General features: G+C 54.8%; 17 protein-coding genes. 1 reads left to right on the forward strand and 16 read right to left on the reverse strand.

The window, feature by feature from the left end:
• Nucleotides 1-3: 3 nt before the first annotated feature.
• The 15 genes from ACY1JZ_RS10770 to gpr form a co-directional block, all read right to left on the reverse strand.
• On the reverse strand, nt 4-777 hold the full coding sequence (locus tag ACY1JZ_RS10770) for an RsmE family RNA methyltransferase (protein WP_462629141.1): 774 nt from the start codon (nt 775-777) through the stop codon (nt 4-6).
• 91 nt (nt 778-868) lie between these two features.
• Nucleotides 869-1,576, reverse strand: coding sequence for a site-2 protease family protein (locus tag ACY1JZ_RS10775; RefSeq protein WP_442954919.1), 708 nt, complete (start codon nt 1,574-1,576; stop codon nt 869-871).
• Nucleotides 1,577-1,588: 12 nt separating this feature from the next.
• Nucleotides 1,589-2,575 carry a 50S ribosomal protein L11 methyltransferase gene (gene prmA / locus ACY1JZ_RS10780; RefSeq protein ID WP_462629142.1) on the reverse strand — a complete coding sequence of 329 codons (987 nt, stop codon included), beginning with the start codon at nt 2,573-2,575 and terminating at the stop codon, nt 1,589-1,591.
• Nucleotides 2,576-2,753: 178 nt separating this feature from the next.
• Complete coding sequence (locus ACY1JZ_RS10785; protein WP_462629143.1) at nt 2,754-3,014, reverse strand: hypothetical protein; 261 nt, start codon at nt 3,012-3,014, stop codon at nt 2,754-2,756.
• Nucleotides 3,014-3,181 carry a YfhD family protein gene (locus tag ACY1JZ_RS10790; RefSeq protein ID WP_270172314.1) on the reverse strand — a complete coding sequence of 56 codons (168 nt, stop codon included), beginning with the start codon at nt 3,179-3,181 and terminating at the stop codon, nt 3,014-3,016. Before ACY1JZ_RS10790 ends, ACY1JZ_RS10785 begins: the two co-directional genes overlap by 1 nt.
• Before the next feature lie 100 nt (nt 3,182-3,281).
• A complete protein-coding gene (dnaJ, locus tag ACY1JZ_RS10795) occupies nt 3,282-4,400 on the reverse strand; it encodes a molecular chaperone DnaJ (RefSeq protein WP_270172316.1) in 1,119 nt (372 codons plus the stop codon).
• 206 nt (nt 4,401-4,606) lie between these two features.
• Nucleotides 4,607-6,439 carry a molecular chaperone DnaK gene (gene dnaK / locus ACY1JZ_RS10800; protein WP_270172318.1) on the reverse strand — a complete coding sequence of 611 codons (1,833 nt, stop codon included), beginning with the start codon at nt 6,437-6,439 and terminating at the stop codon, nt 4,607-4,609.
• Between the two features lie 32 nt (nt 6,440-6,471).
• Nucleotides 6,472-7,059, reverse strand: a complete 588-nt coding sequence (grpE, locus tag ACY1JZ_RS10805) for a nucleotide exchange factor GrpE (protein ID WP_462629144.1) — start codon at nt 7,057-7,059, stop codon at nt 6,472-6,474.
• 31 nt (nt 7,060-7,090) lie between these two features.
• Nucleotides 7,091-8,119 carry a heat-inducible transcriptional repressor HrcA gene (gene hrcA, locus ACY1JZ_RS10810; protein WP_462629145.1) on the reverse strand — a complete coding sequence of 343 codons (1,029 nt, stop codon included), beginning with the start codon at nt 8,117-8,119 and terminating at the stop codon, nt 7,091-7,093.
• Nucleotides 8,120-8,292: 173 nt separating this feature from the next.
• Complete coding sequence (locus ACY1JZ_RS10815) at nt 8,293-8,757, reverse strand: N-acetyltransferase (protein WP_462629146.1); 465 nt, start codon at nt 8,755-8,757, stop codon at nt 8,293-8,295.
• 100 nt (nt 8,758-8,857) lie between these two features.
• Nucleotides 8,858-10,009, reverse strand: a complete 1,152-nt coding sequence (gene hemW, locus ACY1JZ_RS10820; protein WP_462629147.1) for a radical SAM family heme chaperone HemW — start codon at nt 10,007-10,009, stop codon at nt 8,858-8,860.
• 99 nt (nt 10,010-10,108) lie between these two features.
• The gene (lepA, locus tag ACY1JZ_RS10825; protein ID WP_270172322.1) at nt 10,109-11,923 is read right to left on the reverse strand and encodes a translation elongation factor 4; all 1,815 of its coding nucleotides are present in this window, start codon (nt 11,921-11,923) and stop codon (nt 10,109-10,111) included.
• An 82-nt stretch (nt 11,924-12,005) separates the two neighbouring features.
• Nucleotides 12,006-12,503, reverse strand: a complete 498-nt coding sequence (locus ACY1JZ_RS10830) for a hypothetical protein (protein WP_462629148.1) — start codon at nt 12,501-12,503, stop codon at nt 12,006-12,008.
• Nucleotides 12,504-12,515: 12 nt separating this feature from the next.
• Nucleotides 12,516-13,772, reverse strand: coding sequence for a stage II sporulation protein P (gene spoIIP, locus ACY1JZ_RS10835; RefSeq protein WP_462629149.1), 1,257 nt, complete (start codon nt 13,770-13,772; stop codon nt 12,516-12,518).
• A 273-nt stretch (nt 13,773-14,045) separates the two neighbouring features.
• Complete coding sequence (gene gpr / locus ACY1JZ_RS10840; protein WP_462629150.1) at nt 14,046-15,047, reverse strand: GPR endopeptidase; 1,002 nt, start codon at nt 15,045-15,047, stop codon at nt 14,046-14,048.
• A gap of 327 nt (nt 15,048-15,374) precedes the next feature.
• Between gpr and rpsT the strand changes: the two genes are divergently transcribed.
• Nucleotides 15,375-15,647 carry a 30S ribosomal protein S20 gene (rpsT, locus tag ACY1JZ_RS10845; RefSeq protein WP_270172325.1) on the forward strand — a complete coding sequence of 91 codons (273 nt, stop codon included), beginning with the start codon at nt 15,375-15,377 and terminating at the stop codon, nt 15,645-15,647.
• A 448-nt stretch (nt 15,648-16,095) separates the two neighbouring features.
• On the opposite strand, the gene ACY1JZ_RS10850 is transcribed toward rpsT, so the two are convergent.
• A complete protein-coding gene (locus ACY1JZ_RS10850; protein ID WP_462629151.1) occupies nt 16,096-16,383 on the reverse strand; it encodes a hypothetical protein in 288 nt (95 codons plus the stop codon).
• Nucleotides 16,384-16,958: the final 575 nt, after the last annotated feature.

A 16,958-nucleotide genomic window follows, 5' to 3' on the forward strand; every position in this document is an offset into this window, starting at 1 on the left:
TCTTCATGCTCCTCCCATCTCATTGGATTCGTACATCAGACAGGTCAGCCCTACGAGCGCCGCCGTCTCTGTCCGCAATATTCGCTTGCCAAGACCTGCGAGCTGCGCGCCGCCTGCCAGCGCCTGCTCAGCCTCCTGCGAGGTGAACCCGCCCTCTGGCCCTACGACGAGCAGGATGGACGCCTCTTGGCTCTCGCCGCGGCTGCGGTGAAATGACCGTGCCGCATCAGCGATGCCGCTGCCTGCGGCTCCGCCCTCCTTCTCATAGCAGAACAACACCAGATCGAACTCCGCCATCCGCTGCAGCAACTGCTTCCAGCTATGCACCTCGCCGATATGCGGAATGATCTCGCGATGCGCCTGCTCGGCAGCCTCCTTGGCAATCCTGCTCCAGCGCTGCCGACGCTTCTCCTCTTTCTTGCCGTCATACTGCACGATGCTGCGATCCGATTGGAAGGGGATGAAAGCCGCAGCTCCCACCTCTGTTCCCTTCTGAATGACCGTCTCCAGCTTGTCCCCCTTGGGCAGACTCTGCGCGACCGTCACCTTCCACAGCGGCTCAGCGGACGCCTCCAGCCACTCGGTAATGTCCGCCTCAGCCTGTCCAGCTTGCAGCACCGTCAGCTTAGCCCTAGCAGACTTGCCCAGGCCATCGCAGACGATAATCTCATCTCCGGCCTTCATGCGCATCACCTTGAGCAGGTGATGGGCATCCTCGCCATCTATCATTACTGTATGTTCTCCGAATTGCTCCGGCGCAATAAAGTATCGCTGCATATCGCCAATCCCTCATTTGTTCAAGTTCCAAGCTTCATCATACACGTTTTGCGCTGCATATGCCACACTTAATGTTTTTCCTGCCGCCAGCTTAGCGCATGAACGTCAGGATGAACTGCGTCCAGTCTACCGGGGCAAAAACCAGCTCCAGCATCGACTGAAACGCTCCCCGAATCGGCCCGGACAGCGCAAACAGCGGATCGAGCGTCACCGCGCGCAGCGGTGGAATGAATACGATGAGCAGGAAAATAAACATTCCCCACTGCTCCTGCTGCTCCAAGCGCAGGCGCACGCGCTGTGGCAGCACATCGGAGATGATGCGGTAGCCATCAAGCGGCGGCAGCGGAATCAGGTTGAACAGAAACAGCAGCAAATTCATCGTAATCAAATAATATAAAAAGTGAACCAGCGCCTTCGTCACCCCCGGCGAGCCGGCATACAGCAGCTCCGCCTGGTTGAGCGCATAGACAGCCGTGATGCCGATGATCGCCAGCAGCAGATTGCTGAGCGGGCCGGCCGCAGAGACGATAATCCCCATCACACGCGGATGCTTGAAGCGATTCCGGTTGACCGGAACCGGCCGCGCCCAGCCGAAGCCCGCAATCAGAATGAGCAGTGTGCCGACCACATCCAGATGCGCGCGCGGGTCCAGTGTCACCCGCCCTTCGTTGTACGCGGTGCGGTCGCCGAACTTGTAGGCGGAATAGGCATGCGCCCATTCATGCACGCTGAACGCAATGATCAGCACGAGCACGATGAACGGCAGATCCTCCAGCGGATACCATGTCCAGCGTTCCAGCAGCTCCACGGACTACACCTGCGGCTTTCTTGCCACGAAGGCAATCCAGTTATCCTCGCGGTAGCGCTCCAGCACCTCAAAGCCCGATGCTGCCAGCCCCTCCTCCACGGCCGATTCCTTGTTCTCGTAGATGCCAGAAGCGATATAGATGCCGCCCGGCTTCAGCGCCGCATAGACATCCTCGACGAACAACAATATAATTTCGGCCAGAATGTTGGCCACAATCAGATCCACGGGCACCTGAACATTTAATTCCGGCGCGCCTGCTGCTCCGCTGTTCCGGGCATTGATGACGCCCAGCAGATCGCTCAGATGCACCTGCACACGGCTCTCCAGCCGATTCAGCTTCACATTCTCGGTCGCGCTGCTCACAGCTATCGGGTCCAGATCGAGCGCCAGCACGCGATCCGCGCCCAACTGGCACGCCCCGATAGCCAGAATGCCTGAGCCGGTGCCGACATCAATGACGGACTCTCCGCCCTGAATCACCTTCTCCAGCGTCCGCAGACATAACGCCGTCGTCGGATGGGTGCCCGTACCGAAGGCCATGCCCGGATCAAGCTCGATGATCGCCTCTCCCTCGCCCGGCTCGTACTCCTCCCAGGTTGGCTTGATCGTCAGCCGATCCGACACACGCAGCGGCTTGAAATATTGCTTCCACGCCTCCGACCAGTCCTCCTCGTCCACCATAGCCTGCACGATCGTATAGTCGCCAGGCTCAATGCCGAACTCGCGCAGCCCATCGATCTGTCCCCGCAACTGATGCTCCAGCGCCACCATATCCGTTCCTTCCAGGAAGTAGCCCTTAATCTCCGCCTGCCCCTCGGGAATATCATTCAGCGGATGCTCGTACCATTGTCCCAGCGAGGTATCCCGCTTGCGATTCAACGTCCCGGATTCCTCGATGGATACCCCGTCCGCATCCAGCTCATGCAAAAAATTCGTAATCATCTCAATCGACTGCTCGGAAGTCGAGATCGTTATTTCATGCCACTTCAACTTTGCTTCCTCCTCTATGTACTGCCCCTATAATGCTATCTATTTTACACCAGATGGCGCAGAGGCACAAAGCATTAAAGCATGATCTTGTGCTACCCTACACAGACGGTTAGAGCCGCCTTACGAGGTAGACACAAAAACTCTCCCCCAAGCGTACAGCTTGAAAGGGAGAGCTGCTTTACATACTGCCGCTGGACTGCCCAGAGGGCATGGCGCTCGCGAGGCTCGGTACCGCTGCTCGGTCGCTTAAGTCTCTAGCGGTGCCGCCACTATCATCTATGACATGCAACGCCAGCTCCAGCAGCTCGGCAGATACCTCCGCCGTCAACGTCATGCCATCATCGCCGCCCATACTCGGCCGCAGACGCAGCGATTGCAGCTTCAGCTCGGCTTCCCTGGCCTGCCGCTGCACGCTAAATACCGCTTGCACCTGCTCCATCATAGCTGCTGCCGACGGTCGGCCTTTGCTGCGCGCTCCTGCGCCTCAAGATCCTCCGCATCAGCCTGCTCCGCGGAGAACTCCACATCCTCTGCTGCTGCAACCGGCAGCTTGCCGTTACGATTCTTGCTTGCTGTGCTGAATGTTATCGCTTCTGATTGTTTCATGCGTAGCCAAGCCTCCTTGGTTGTAATCGCCAAACGTCATTATTGTTAAACAGAAACAGGCGGAATATGCTCCGCCTGTTTCTGACAATATCCGCCGGGACTACTCGCCGCGGAATGCTTTTTTCATTTTCTCGAAGAGCGATTCATGATGCTCCTGCGGCGCCTCGTTATTCATGCCTGAGAACTGGCGCAGCAGCTCCTTCTGCTCGTCGGTCAGCTTGGTCGGCGTGACGACCGTCACCTTAACATGCTGATCGCCCTGTCCATAGCCGCGCAGTCGCGGCACCCCTTTGCCCTTGAGTCGGAAATAGGTGCCTGTCTGTGTGCCCGCCGGAATTTTCAGCTTCACCTTCTCCGTCAGCGTCGGAATCTCGATCTCATCGCCGAGCGCTGCCTGGGCAAATGTTAGCGGATATTCGCAATAGATGTCGTCGCCATCGCGCTCGAAGAAATCATGAGGCTTGACGCGAATGACGATGTACAGGTCGCCCGATGGGCCGCCGCGCAAGCCAGCCTCTCCTTCGCCAGACAGACGAATTTGTGCGCCCTCGTCCACACCTGCCGGAATCTTCACATGAATCTTGCGTTGCTTCTTCACCTTGCCTGCGCCCTGGCACGTCGTACAGCGATCCTTGATCACCTTGCCCGTGCCGGAGCAGTTCGTACAGGCGCGACGGTTCACGATGCGTCCGAACGGCGTGTTCTGCACGACCTCCTGCTGTCCAGACCCATGACAGACGCCGCATGTCTCCGGCCTTGTGCCCGGCTTCGCTCCGGAGCCATGACAGGTATCACAGCTCTCGGTTCGCGGAATCTGAATATCCGTCTCCTTGCCGAATACCGCTTCCTTGAATTCAATCGTCATCGTATATTGCAGATCATTGCCGCGCTGCGGCGCATTCGGATCGCGCCGTCCGCCGCCGCCGCCAAAGAACATATCGAAAATATCGCCGAAGCCGCCGAAATCTCCGCCGCCGCCGCCGCCAAAGCCCTGATTCGGATCCACATGTCCGTAGCGGTCATAGGTCGCCCGTTTCTGGCCATCGCTTAACACATCATAGGCTTCCTTGACCTCCTTGAACCGCTCCTCCGCATCCGGCGCCTTATTGACGTCTGGATGGTATTGCCGCGCCAGCTTCCGATATGATTTCTTAATATCATCCTCAGAGGCGTCCTTGCCGATCCCAAGCACCTCGTAATAATCCCGTTTCTCCGCCAATGCAAGTCACCCCCAACTGGTTCATGCCGGTTCAACCCCCATTCACAAGCGCAAACGGTTGCTGCCGTTGGTAGACGGACACAACCGTTTCACGTAGAAATATAAGCCAAAATAAGGGCAAAACCTATTCTTCCTTATATTTCAACGAAGGTCAAAGCCGATACGGACTTTGACCTTGCGTGATCATGGGCAGTTAAGCTCATGCTTTATTTTTTGTCGTCTACAACCTCGTAATCGGCGTCGACTATATTATCTTTACCCTTCGCATCTCCGCCGGCTTCGCCGCCTTGAGCCTGCTGCTCCTGTGCCGCCTGCTCATAGAGCTTGACAGACAACTGCTGAACGATTTGAGTCAGCTCCTCGGTAGCCGCTTTAATCTCATCGAGATTGTCGCCCTCCAGCGCTTTTTTCAGTTGTTCCTTGGCTGCGTTCGCTTTGTCCACTTCGCCTGCGTCCGCCTTGTCGCCAAGATCCTTGATGGTTTTTTCTACGGTATAGACCAGTTGGTCGCCGTTATTTTTCGCTTCGACAAGCTCGCGACGCTGACGATCTTCCTCAGCATTCAGCTCGGCATCCTTCACCATGCGGTCGATCTCTTCGTCGCTCAGTCCGCTGGAGGATGTGATGGTGATCTTCTGGCTCTTGCCTGTGCCTTTGTCAAGCGCAGACACGTTCACGATACCGTTGGCATCAATGTCGAAGGTAACTTCGATCTGTGGCACGCCACGCGGTGCTGGCGGAATATCGCCCAGCATGAACCGTCCAAGCGTCTTGTTGCCGTTAGCCATCTGGCGCTCGCCCTGCAGCACGTGAATCTCAACGCTGGTCTGGCTGTCAGCATAGGTGGAGAACACCTGGGACTTGCTTGTCGGAATGGTCGTATTACGCTCGATCATCTTCGTGAACACGCCGCCAGCCGTTTCGATACCCAGCGACAGAGGTGTTACGTCAAGCAGAACAACATCCTTCACTTCGCCAGTCAGTACGCCTGCTTGAACAGCAGCGCCCAGAGCTACAACCTCATCCGGGTTCACGCCCTTGTGCGGGTCCTTCCCGGTCAGCTTCTTGATCGCTTCCTGTACAGCAGGAATACGGGTCGAGCCGCCAACCAGGACAATCTTGTCGATCTCGCTGGTGGACAGGCCGGAATCGCTCAGAGCCTGGCGAGTTGGGCCAAGCGTGCGCTCTACAAGCGGCGCCGCCAGCTCTTCAAACTTGGCGCGGGTCAGGTTCATCTCCAAGTGCTGCGGCACGCCGTCTACCATCGTAATGAACGGCAGCGAGATGGTCGTCGTCAGCACGCCAGACAGTTCCTTCTTCGCTTTCTCTGCCGCATCCTTCAGACGCTGCACAGCCGCTTTATCCTTGGACAGATCCGTGCCATGCTCTTTTTTGAACTCGGCAACCATATGATCGATGATCACCTGGTCGAAATCATCGCCGCCCAGCTTGTTGTCGCCGCTGGTTGCTTTCACTTCGAAGAAGCCATCGCCCAGCTCCAGAATCGAGACGTCGAATGTACCGCCGCCCAGGTCATACACGAGAATGGTCTGATCCTCTGCCTTCTCCAAGCCGTAAGCAAGCGCTGCTGCTGTCGGCTCATTGACGATACGCAGCACTTCCAGACCGGCGATCTTGCCTGCGTCCTTCGTTGCTTGACGTTGGCTGTCGTTGAAGTATGCTGGTACCGTGATAACCGCTTGGGTTACAGGCTGACCCAGATACGCCTCGGCATCCGACTTGAGCTTCTGCAGAATGATCGCCGAAATCTCCTGCGGCGAAAATTCCTTGTCGTCAATTTTCTCCTTGTAGCTGGAGCCCATATGACGCTTAATAGAGATAACTGTGCGGTCAGGGTTAGTGATCGCTTGGCGTTTTGCTGATTCGCCAACAATCCGCTCTCCGTCCTTCTTGAAGCCCACTACAGACGGAGTCGTGCGGTTTCCTTCCGGGTTCGGGATAACGACGGCCTCGCCGCCTTCCATAACCGCTACGCAAGAGTTGGTGGTTCCAAGGTCAATACCGATTACTTTGCTCATACAAGCTCCTCCTTGTCATTGTCCATTGCACGTTAGCCGCTTACTTTTACCATCGCAGGCCGCAATACTTTATCTTTTAACATATAACCGCGTTGAACCTCTTCGACAACAATACCTTCCTCATGCTCATCGGATTCCACCTGCATAATGGCTTGATGGAAGTCCGGGTTGAACGGCTGGCCTACAGTCTCCATCTGAGCAAGCCCTTCCTGCTGGAGAACCTGGTTGAACTGGCGGAAGATCATATCGACACCTTTAATGAAAGAGTCCTTGTCCTCCGCTGTCTGGGCAGCGCTGAGTGCACGCTCGAAGTTGTCAATTACCGGAAGAAGCTCAGTAATCAGCTTCATAGAAGCGTACTGCGCCAGCTCCTCCTTCTCCTTGATCGTGCGACGGCGATAGTTGTCGAAGTCTGCCTGAGCACGCAGCGCGCGCTGCTGGGCATCCTCCACCTGCTTATGCAGTTCATTCAGTCTAACGTCATCTTCCTCTGTAGAGGAAGAGTCTTGCGAAGCGGTTGTCTGCTCCTCCGCCTCTATCTCCTCAGCCGCCTGCGCGGTCTGTTCGATTTCCTCATTCACCGTCTCATGCTCGTTGACGATGTCCTTATTCGTGGTCACGAATGCTTCACCTCCTTATTATAGTCCAATCTTATTTATACCATTTGCCGAGCAAGACAGCCATATCCTTGGACAGGACATCCAGCAGACTGATCACCTTGCCGTATTCCATCCGGGTCGGACCCAGTATGCCAATCGTGCCAAGCGAGTGGCCATCGATGGTATACGTAGCTGTAATGAGCGAGCAGTTGGTAATGGCTTCATGATTATTTTCAGAGCCGATCTTCACCTGAATGCCTCCAGGGGAGGATGAAACCAGCTTGAGCAGTGCAGGCTGCTCATCGAACAGCTCCAGCAGCGTCTTGACCTTGTCAACGTCCTTGAACTCCGGCTGAATCAGCATATTGGAGGTGCCGCTCACGATGACGCGGCTGTCACTCTCGCTGGAAGTAAGCACATTGCTGAGAATATTCATGAAGTCCTCATAATGGCTCACATATCGACCCAGCTCCTGCCCAATCTCCGAGTACAGGCGGGAACGAAGCCGGGCAAACGGAACGCCGGCCAGCTTCTCGTTCAAGATGCGAGTTACCTTCTCCATCTCCGACATATCTATTCCGCTTGGAATCGATACCGTCCGGTTCTCGACATGTCCGGTATTGGTTACGATGATCGCGACTGCTGTGTTCTCGTTCAGCGGCACCAATTGAAAATGCTTCAGCGTATTGCTGAACGTCTCCGGCCCGAGCACGATGGATGTATAGTTTGTCATATTAGACAAAATAGTTGCCGCATGCTGTATGACCTGCTCCATCTGATTCATCTTGTCCGCCAGGAAGGTACGGATTCGATCCAGCTCCTGTTCGCTTACCTCTCCGAGCTTGACGAGATGATCAACATAATAGCGGTAGCCTTTGGTGGAAGGGACACGCCCCGCAGAAGTATGCGGCTGCTCCAAAAAGCCCAAATCCTCAAGGTCCGCCATCTCATTGCGTATGGTGGCCGGACTAAAGCCTACGCCGCCCCGCTTGGAAATACTGCGCGAGCCGACAGGTTCTGCTGAACGGATGTAATCGTCCACGATCGCATTGAGAATCATTTTTTGCCTTTCAGTCAGCATTTCGAACCCCTCCCATCAATATACAATGATCCTCTCATCTCCCTCGTTAGCACTCATTGAGCTAGAGTGCTAATCGTTATTACAAAAATACCAAACCAACTCGAGCGTTGTCAAGTCAGTTCAGCATTTTAACTGGCATATTTTATGCGGAAGCCGTTAGCATGGCATCGCTGCTATTCGAGCACGCGCAATACCGCAATCTCATCACAGGCGTGCTGCTTCGGACAATTCACACAGTCCGTCCATACCTTCTCCGGGAAAATCTCTTTGTCCACGACATGGAAGCCGTTCTTGAGGAAGAAGCTGACCTCATAGGTGAGCGCCATCACCTTGGGCAGCCCTTGCCGCCCCGCCTCCTCCAGCAGCTTCTCCATCAGCTTGCTGCCGATTCCTTGCCCCTTATGTCCATCTGTAATCCCCAGCGAGCGAATCTCGACCAGATCAGCGCCGAGCTGGAACAAGGAGCCGCAGCCCACAATCTGCTCATCAATCTCGGCTACGACAAAGGTGTCAATCAGTCTGGAGAGAGCCTGGCGCGACCTCGGAAGCATAATTCCTTTTTGCGCATAATCCTCAATCAGTTCGTATAAAGCCTCCACATCTGCCTCCGTAGCCTTCCTGCACACAACCGTCTGCATTGCTTCCCTCCACCTTGTTGACATCCTATCGCAACCTTCCTTCTCTATAACAATATGAATAAATATACAACATAAGGTTTATATATTCAATACTGTTTTTTCAACTGATAAACGCCCCGAATACTTCATTGCCCAGCAGCACACCCCGTTCCGTTAGCCGGTACCGGTTCTCGGGAGCGATGAACTCAAGCAATCCGCCTGCAACAAGCCGCTCCAGCGTGTCACCGAAGCGCTCGCCCATCTCATACCCCGGATACTGCTGCCGGAACCGCTCGGCTGTCACACCAGACAGCAGACGCAAGCCCACCATCATAAAGTCCTCCATCGACTCGGACAGCTCCACCTGGCGCGTCTCGAGCCGCGGCAGACCGCGCGCAGCAGCGTCATTATAGGCCTGGACACCCTTGACATTAATATGACGCCAGCTACCATCATAGCCGTGTGCGCCGGCGCCCAGACCATAGTAAGGCTCATTGCGCCAGTACGTCATATTATGGCGGCTCTCGAAGCCAGGCAGGGCAAAGTTGCTGATCTCGTACTGCTCCCGCCCGGCCTGCTTCAGCCGGTTCATAATAAGCAGATACATCTCCAGCTCCTCATCCTCGGAGGGCAGCGGCAGCTCGTCCCGCTGATAGAGCGTATGGAATAGCGTATTCTCCTCTACCTTCAGCCCATATAGCGAGTAATGCGGCAGCCCAAGCTCCAGCGCCTTGCTCACGCTGTCATCCAGCGTGGAGAGCGTCTGGTCAGGCAGATTAAACATCAGGTCGATCGACAGATTGTCAAAGCCCGCCGCCCTGGCATTATCGATGCTGCGGTACACATCGTCCACATTATGAATCCTGCCGATCCGCTCCAGCAGATGATTGTCGAAGGACTGAACGCCAAAGCTGATGCGGTTCACGCCCCCCGCACGCATGACGCGCAGCTTCTCGGGATCTGTCGTGCCAGGATTGGCCTCCATCGTGAATTCCACGTGCTCCGACAATGGAAAATGGCGGCGTACCGCCGCCAAAAACTGCTCCATCTGCGGAGGTGTTAATACCGTAGGCGTGCCGCCACCGACAAACACCGTCTCAATCGTCTGGGGCGGCAGCGTCTCTACCGTCCGCACCATCTCCTGCTCCAGCGCCTCCAGGTAGTCCTCCACCGGCTGCCCCTTGAGCACGAAGGAATTAAAGTCGCAATAAAAGCACTTGTTCGTACAAAATGGTATATGAATATACAGCGCCTTCGGAGGCTGTGTCCGCATCATCCTCGCTCCTTTCCCGCTGACGCAAGCAGGGGAGAGCAGCGCTCTCCCCCTGGACTTGCATGTCCTGCCTGTCTTCTTGATTCATGCGGATGCAGACTATTCGTCGATCTTGAGCACCGCCATGAATGCCTCCTGAGGCACCTCGACGCTACCAACCTGCTTCATCCGCTTCTTGCCTTCCTTCTGCTTCTCCAGCAGCTTGCGCTTCCGGCTAATATCGCCGCCATAGCATTTGGCAAGCACGTTCTTGCGCATTGCCTTCACGGTCTCGCGCGCGATGACCTTGGTGCCGATCGAAGCTTGTACAGGCACCTCGAACATCTGGCGCGGGATCAGCTCCTTCATCTTCTCGCAGATAGCGCGTCCACGATGATATGCACGGTCGCGGTGCACGATGACCGACAACGCGTCCACCTGCTCGCTGTTGAGCATAATGTCCATCTTGACCAGATTCGATCTGCGGTAGCCTGCCACCTCGTAGTCGAACGAAGCGTAGCCCTTCGTGCTCGACTTGAGCTGATCGAAGAAGTCATAGACGATCTCCGACAACGGAATATGATACACGATCGTGACGCGATTGGTATCCAGGTACTCCATATTCTCGAATTCGCCGCGCTTGCCCTGACACAGCTCCATGATGGAGCCCACGAAATCGTTAGGCACGATGATCGAAGCCTTCACATACGGCTCCTCGACAAACTCAAGCTTCCCGGCCTCCGGGTAGTTGGACGGATTGTCGATCTCGATCATCTCGCCATTGGTCAGAGTTACACGGTAGACCACGCTCGGCGCCGTTGTAATGAGCGGAATATTGAATTCCCGCTCGATACGCTCCTGGATAATCTCCATATGGAGCAGCCCCAGGAATCCGCAACGGAATCCGAAGCCCAGCGCCGTGGACGTCTCCGGCTCATAGCGCAGGGATGCGTCATTCAGCTCCAGCTTCTCCAGTGCCTCGCGCAGATCGTTGTAGTCCTGCGTCTCGATCGGGTACAGACCGCAGAATACCATCGGATTGATGCGGCGATAGCCAGGAAGCGGCTCAGGAGCCGGACGCTTCGCTTCGGTGATCGTATCCCCGACGCGCGTGTCCTTCACATTCTTGATGCCGGCTACAACGAAGCCAACATCGCCGACAGCCAATTCGTCGACGATCGTCATCCGCGGCTTGAAGGCGCCAACCTCGATCACCTCGAACTCGGCGCCTGTCGCCATGAAGCGAATTTTCTTGCCGGCCTTGATGCTACCATCCATTACGCGCACATAGACAATAACGCCCTTGTACGGATCGTAGTGGGAATCGAATATGAGCGCCTTAAGCGGCTCATCCGGGTCACCTGTCGGAGCGGGCACCTGCTTAACGACCTGCTCCAATATTTCCTTGATGCCGATACCGGCCTTCGCCGAAGCAAGCACCGCCTCACTCGCATCCAGCCCGATAACATCCTCAATCTCCTGCTTGACGCGCTCTGGCTCGGCGCTCGGCAGATCGATCTTGTTGATGACAGGGAGAATCTCCAGATTATTATCCAGCGCCAGATAGACGTTGGCCAATGTCTGCGCTTCGATTCCCTGCGCCGCATCCACCACGAGCAGCGCGCCCTCGCAGGCCGCCAGGCTGCGCGATACTTCATACGTGAAGTCGACATGCCCTGGCGTGTCGATCAGATTAAGCAAATATTCCTCGCCGTCATCGGCGCGGTAAGCCAGGCGTACCGCCTGCAGCTTGATCGTAATGCCGCGTTCCCGCTCCAGATCCATCTGGTCGAGCACCTGGTGCTGCATCTCCCGGTTGGACAGTGCCCCGGTATACTCTAAGATCCGGTCTGCCAGCGTTGATTTCCCATGGTCTATATGGGCAATAATTGAAAAGTTGCGAATCTTCTTCTGTCGTTCACGAACGTCTGCCATGCTTAACCCCCACACCCAGTCAAATGCAATATCCTCTCATTATATCAGTTGATGCACCGCCCAGCAATGACCTGGAGTCTCATTAGTTGGTGAATGAATCGAACAGCGAGACCACGAGCCGAATTCCGCTGCTCGACAACGACTGGAGCATGCCTGCCGTCTGGTCGGCCATGCGATTGACAGTCGGCTCTCTATACTCGCCGTATGCGCCTGGAAGCCGGGGCTCTAGCGGCTGGTACGCGGCAACGTCACGATCTTGCAGATGGGGGCCATATACCGATTGCGTGGGGGGCTGCGCCGTCTGCACGGGCTGCTCCGTGTCCCCGGCGAATGTCTCGCCAGCTTGGATAGCGGCCTGAGGAGAACCGCTTGGCTGCGACGATGCCGATTCTCGCTGTTCCCCATCAGCAGAACCCGACTGCTGCTGAATCGGTCCGTACACGCGCTCGATGCCAGAGGAGGCCATATCGAGGCCATACATGAATATGACCGTGAGTGCAGCGCCTATGAGCGCCCACTTTAGCGAATGATTTTTTTTCATCTCCCGCTCTCCTTTCATCCATGGCTGAAATGTAGTCAACGCTGCGCCTCCTCAGCTCTTGCGCGGCGCTGCCGGGGCCGTCGCCTTCTCGGCTTGCTCGGATTCCCAATATATCTTGGAAATAATCTTTGCGAGCGCATCGACAGTTCGATAGGATTCCTCCAATGTGTTGTCCACGCCTCCAACCTCGACCAGGACGCTGTTCTCGGACAGTGATTGATTGTATTCCCCGTTGCCTGTCGCCGCCGACTTGCCCCATATGCCGCGTGAGATGCCCGGGTACTCCTCCTCCAGCGCCTCGTGCAGCCTGGTGGCGAACACTTCGTTCTTCTTCCATTCCGGGTTGCGATGACCAATAATGAAGAACACCTGTGCATAATCCTTGCCATCAATCGTCGCTGTTGTATGCTTGCGTCGCTGGGAGTCGCGATGAAGATCGAACAGATATTTCAACTCCGGCTGCTCCGCCATTACACTTTTCACCGTTTCTTTTGAATACTTATAGGATAACTCCCAACGATAGTTTTTAATCGCGGTCGAATAATCGGTGTCGGAATGCAGCGCGCCAATCCCTTCCTCTTCAAGTCTCTCCGCCAGCCGCTTACCGACCAGTGTAATATTGTCCGTCTTGGAGTCCGCTTTACTGTTGCCTGTCGTATACCACGATTCCCTCGGATGCGAGTGATAGATGAACACCTGTTTCCTGTCTGCATTAGGAGTGGACGCCTTAGGCTTGCTCTCCTGAGGCTTGCTTTCCTTATCCTCCTGCTCCTTGCCCTCTGCTGCCGCCTGCCCACCAGGCTGCTTCGGAGTCTTGCCGCCTGCGCCCTCAGAGGATTCCTGTCCCTTAGCAACTGGAATCGGCTGCTGATCCTTCGGGCCTGCTCCCCCTGCTCCGCCGCTGCCTGAGCGCAGCAGCACCGCATCATCTGCACTAAGCCCTGGCAGCTCTGAGGCGACGAGACTGCGCGGGTCGGCGGGATTGACATTGGTCAGCACTCGCAGCATGAAGGCCGCGGTCTGCTTGCCTAGCAGCTTCTCACCCGGCTGCTGACTGCCCTCGAAGGCTGGAAGCTCCATGCCCAGCATCTCGGAAAACAACTGGCTGGATACTGCTGCGGCAAAGCCTTTCATAGAGGACAGCGGCGAGGTGGAGGCCTCCTGATGGAGCATGCCTCCTAATCCAGCCGCAACAAAAAACACCATGGAGCTTAAAGATAGAACTGCAAATGTCTTGCCTCCAACAAGAAGCTGCCGAATGCGCTCGCTGCTTCCATGACGAAATATAGTGCCCGTCCATCTTCTCATAGGACATTCCTCCAAGCCTTATCTCTTGCTTCACTATCATCCTATGAGAGTTGCGCCGCTGGTAGAACTGCTATGACGAATCCCAATCAAGAGACTTCTAGAGTCGCAGACATGTGCCTGACCGCAGCGATGCCTGCGAACGCGCGAGGATGGGACATACACGGTCTACGAGCCGTCTCTTGGAGCTTGGTAGGTGCCATGCCAAAAGACCCCTTCTGCCACCAAGGGAAGAAGGAGCCTAAAGACAAGCTATGCTGCTGCCAGCGCAGCCGCTTAATGCGTATAAGCCGCGACATTCGAGCTGTCGACCGCGTCATGAAGCGCCGCATTCAGTCCGCTGGCAATGATATTGCCGATGTCCTCGATGAACTCGTCTACCTCCTTGGGCGTGACGAGCAGGTCATGACCCATCGGCGATAGAATCTCCTTAACCAGCGTGAGCCGTTCATGCTCCTCCATCGAATCAAGGAGCCCCAGAATTTGTCCTGTATTGGTGGTTTGCGTCTGGAAATGCTTCTGCATCAGCTCGATGCAATTGTTGACGATGGTGGAAGCGAACATGACCGTCGGCACGCCGATGGCGATGACCGGGACGCCCATAATTTCCTTCGTAATGCCACGCCGCTTATTGCCTATGCCCGAACCGGGATGGATGCCTGTATCCGAAATTTGGATCGTTGTGTTCACCCGCTCGATCGCTTTGGATGCCAGCGCATCGATTGCTACGATGAAATCCGGCTTCGACTGCTCGACGATGCCCTTGATAATATCGCTCGATTCGATGCCCGTAATGCCGAGCACCCCTGGAGACACTGCGCTCACCGGGCGATAGCCAGGAGCAACCTCATCAGGCATCAGCTCGAAGAAATGGCGGGTAATCATTACATTCTCCACGACGATCGGTCCGAGCGCATCGGGTGTAACATTCCAGTTGCCGAGCCCGACGATCAGCGCCTTGGCTTGAGCACTGAGCCCGGTCTGCTGCAAGAACAGCTCAAACTGCTTGGCAAAATGAGTTGCAACTCGATCCTGCAGCTCCGTATCCTGCTTCCTGAGCCCGGGCACCTCAAGCGTCACATAGTTGCCGATCATTTTGCCGATGGCCTGGGAGCCCTGCTCGTTCTCGACCGTGAGGCGGGTAATCTGAATGCCATGGTCATTCATCGTCGTCATGGACACACCCTGCAGCGCCTCGCCGCCCTGCTCCGCTATCTCCTTGGCCTCAAGCGCCAAATCCGTTCTTACCGAATACTGCTGAAGATCCAACTCGCTCATCATTGCCACTCCCCTCGACGAATTAGGGCGTGTCTTAAAGCTCTCAGGGAGCCGATGCTGCCGAATTCCCCTATGCGAGGCGCTCCTTCGGGGGCTTACCTGGGGGTAGCCAAGCAAAGGAAACGCAGCAGGGGCGAAAAGACGGTGCGGTATGCCCTTGAGCGGGTTTTAAGACACGTTCTGGTTGTAGTGTGCGCCCGCCCGTCTCTTTTATGCGAGGGCTACGGAAGGAGAGGCTATTGCAATCTGGGCTTAGTCATGATAATATGTCTAGAGTTGTGTTATCTAGCTGTATCTAGTTTTTTTCCTGTACAGGAGGTGAAAGCCATGCCAAACATTAAATCTGCTATCAAACGTGTGAAAACGAACGAGAAACGTCGCGCTCTTAACGCTTCTCAGAAATCCGCGCTTCGGACGGCTGTTAAATCTGCTGACCAAGCCATCGGAGGAACAGATGTAGAAGCAGCAAAAGCTGCTCTGATCGTTGCGACGAAGAAATTGGACAAAGCCGTTACGAAAGGCCTGATTCATAAAAATGCGGCTGCCCGTAAGAAATCCCGTCTGGCGAAAAAGCTTAACGCTCTTTCGGCTCAAGCATAAGAACTTCTTCTGCAGCCATGCAGATCAGATAGGTTTATGTAAGGGATAGAAGCGGATTAAGGAATCCCAGATTTCTTATTCGCTTGTATTTCCGGGAACAATGCTCACGCTGTTATGAACAGACAATTCCTGTACCTGCCCCGCAAGGAGCTGATACAGGAATTTTTTATTGCCTGGCACAACGATGGAAACCAGCTAATTTCTAATCGCTTGAACTAACTAGGTCGTGTCTGAACACCCGTTCAAGGGCATCTCTCCCCGCCTTTTCGACCCATGCTACGTTGCTTTTTCTTGACGTACCCCCGGTACGCCTGCGAAAAAGCGCCTTGCCTGGAACGAAAATTCGGCCAGATCTGTTCCGTTCAGAGTTTTCAGACACGCCCTAGGCGAAAACACCTCTTCACTATATCTATAAAAAGTGTGGTTTCGCCTAGACAAGAAATTGCATCTATTTTTTGATCAATGGTGAGATGTAGGTTAGGAACGGTGGTCTTACTAAGTTTTCGCTATAACCAATCCCATATTCATGACCCTCTAAAAGCAATGGAAAAACAATGTCGGGAGCTTTGATTGTCACTTCTTCACCATTCTCCTTTCTCACATGAATATAAGGATAGTTTTTTCCTTTTATTGTCCCGATCATTGTAGTTCGACTATGAAAAAAATAATAGTAACTATAGAAAGTGACCAAAGCAACTATCACACATAATACAAAACGACGAATGTTAATTTTCATCCTCCTCCTAGGGTACTCTAAATTTCCAGAACTGCGACTGCCATTCTCCAGACTCGGAGTACTCAGGGTGCTAGCCTTCCTTTACTCAACGGCTGACATGAACGGGCGGATAGTAACGGAAGCAATCTTCCTCTATGAACAAATAACGGGGTTGCCCAGAAAGTCAGTGCGGACTAAGTCTCTGGGCAACCCCTTTTCATATGCTCTATGCCCCTCTATGCAGGCCAGTTAACGCCTATAGGCCTCAACAAGCCCCTTTAGCCCCTGCCGCGCGTAGCTTCCTCCAGGTCTAATGCAAAATCCGGGTTGGCAATATTCAGCTTCCCTTCTTCAATCACAACCGCTTAAAAGCATGCCCTTAGGACAAGTTTATTACATGAAGGTTCGCCCTATTGCTTCTTATTTTCCCGGCAAACCGGAATATATAGATAGCTTCCTTGAACATGCTGCTGTATATCGTGCAGCAGTTTTTTCGGCTCAACCTAATAATCAGTGCTTGACAGAAAATAGAGCTTAGCGGAGGGGCGGAGGGATTCTGGAGAAACGTCAGTGTTCGCCTTTAAAGACCGATTCCC

The organism is Paenibacillus sp. J5 (assembly GCF_054955055.1).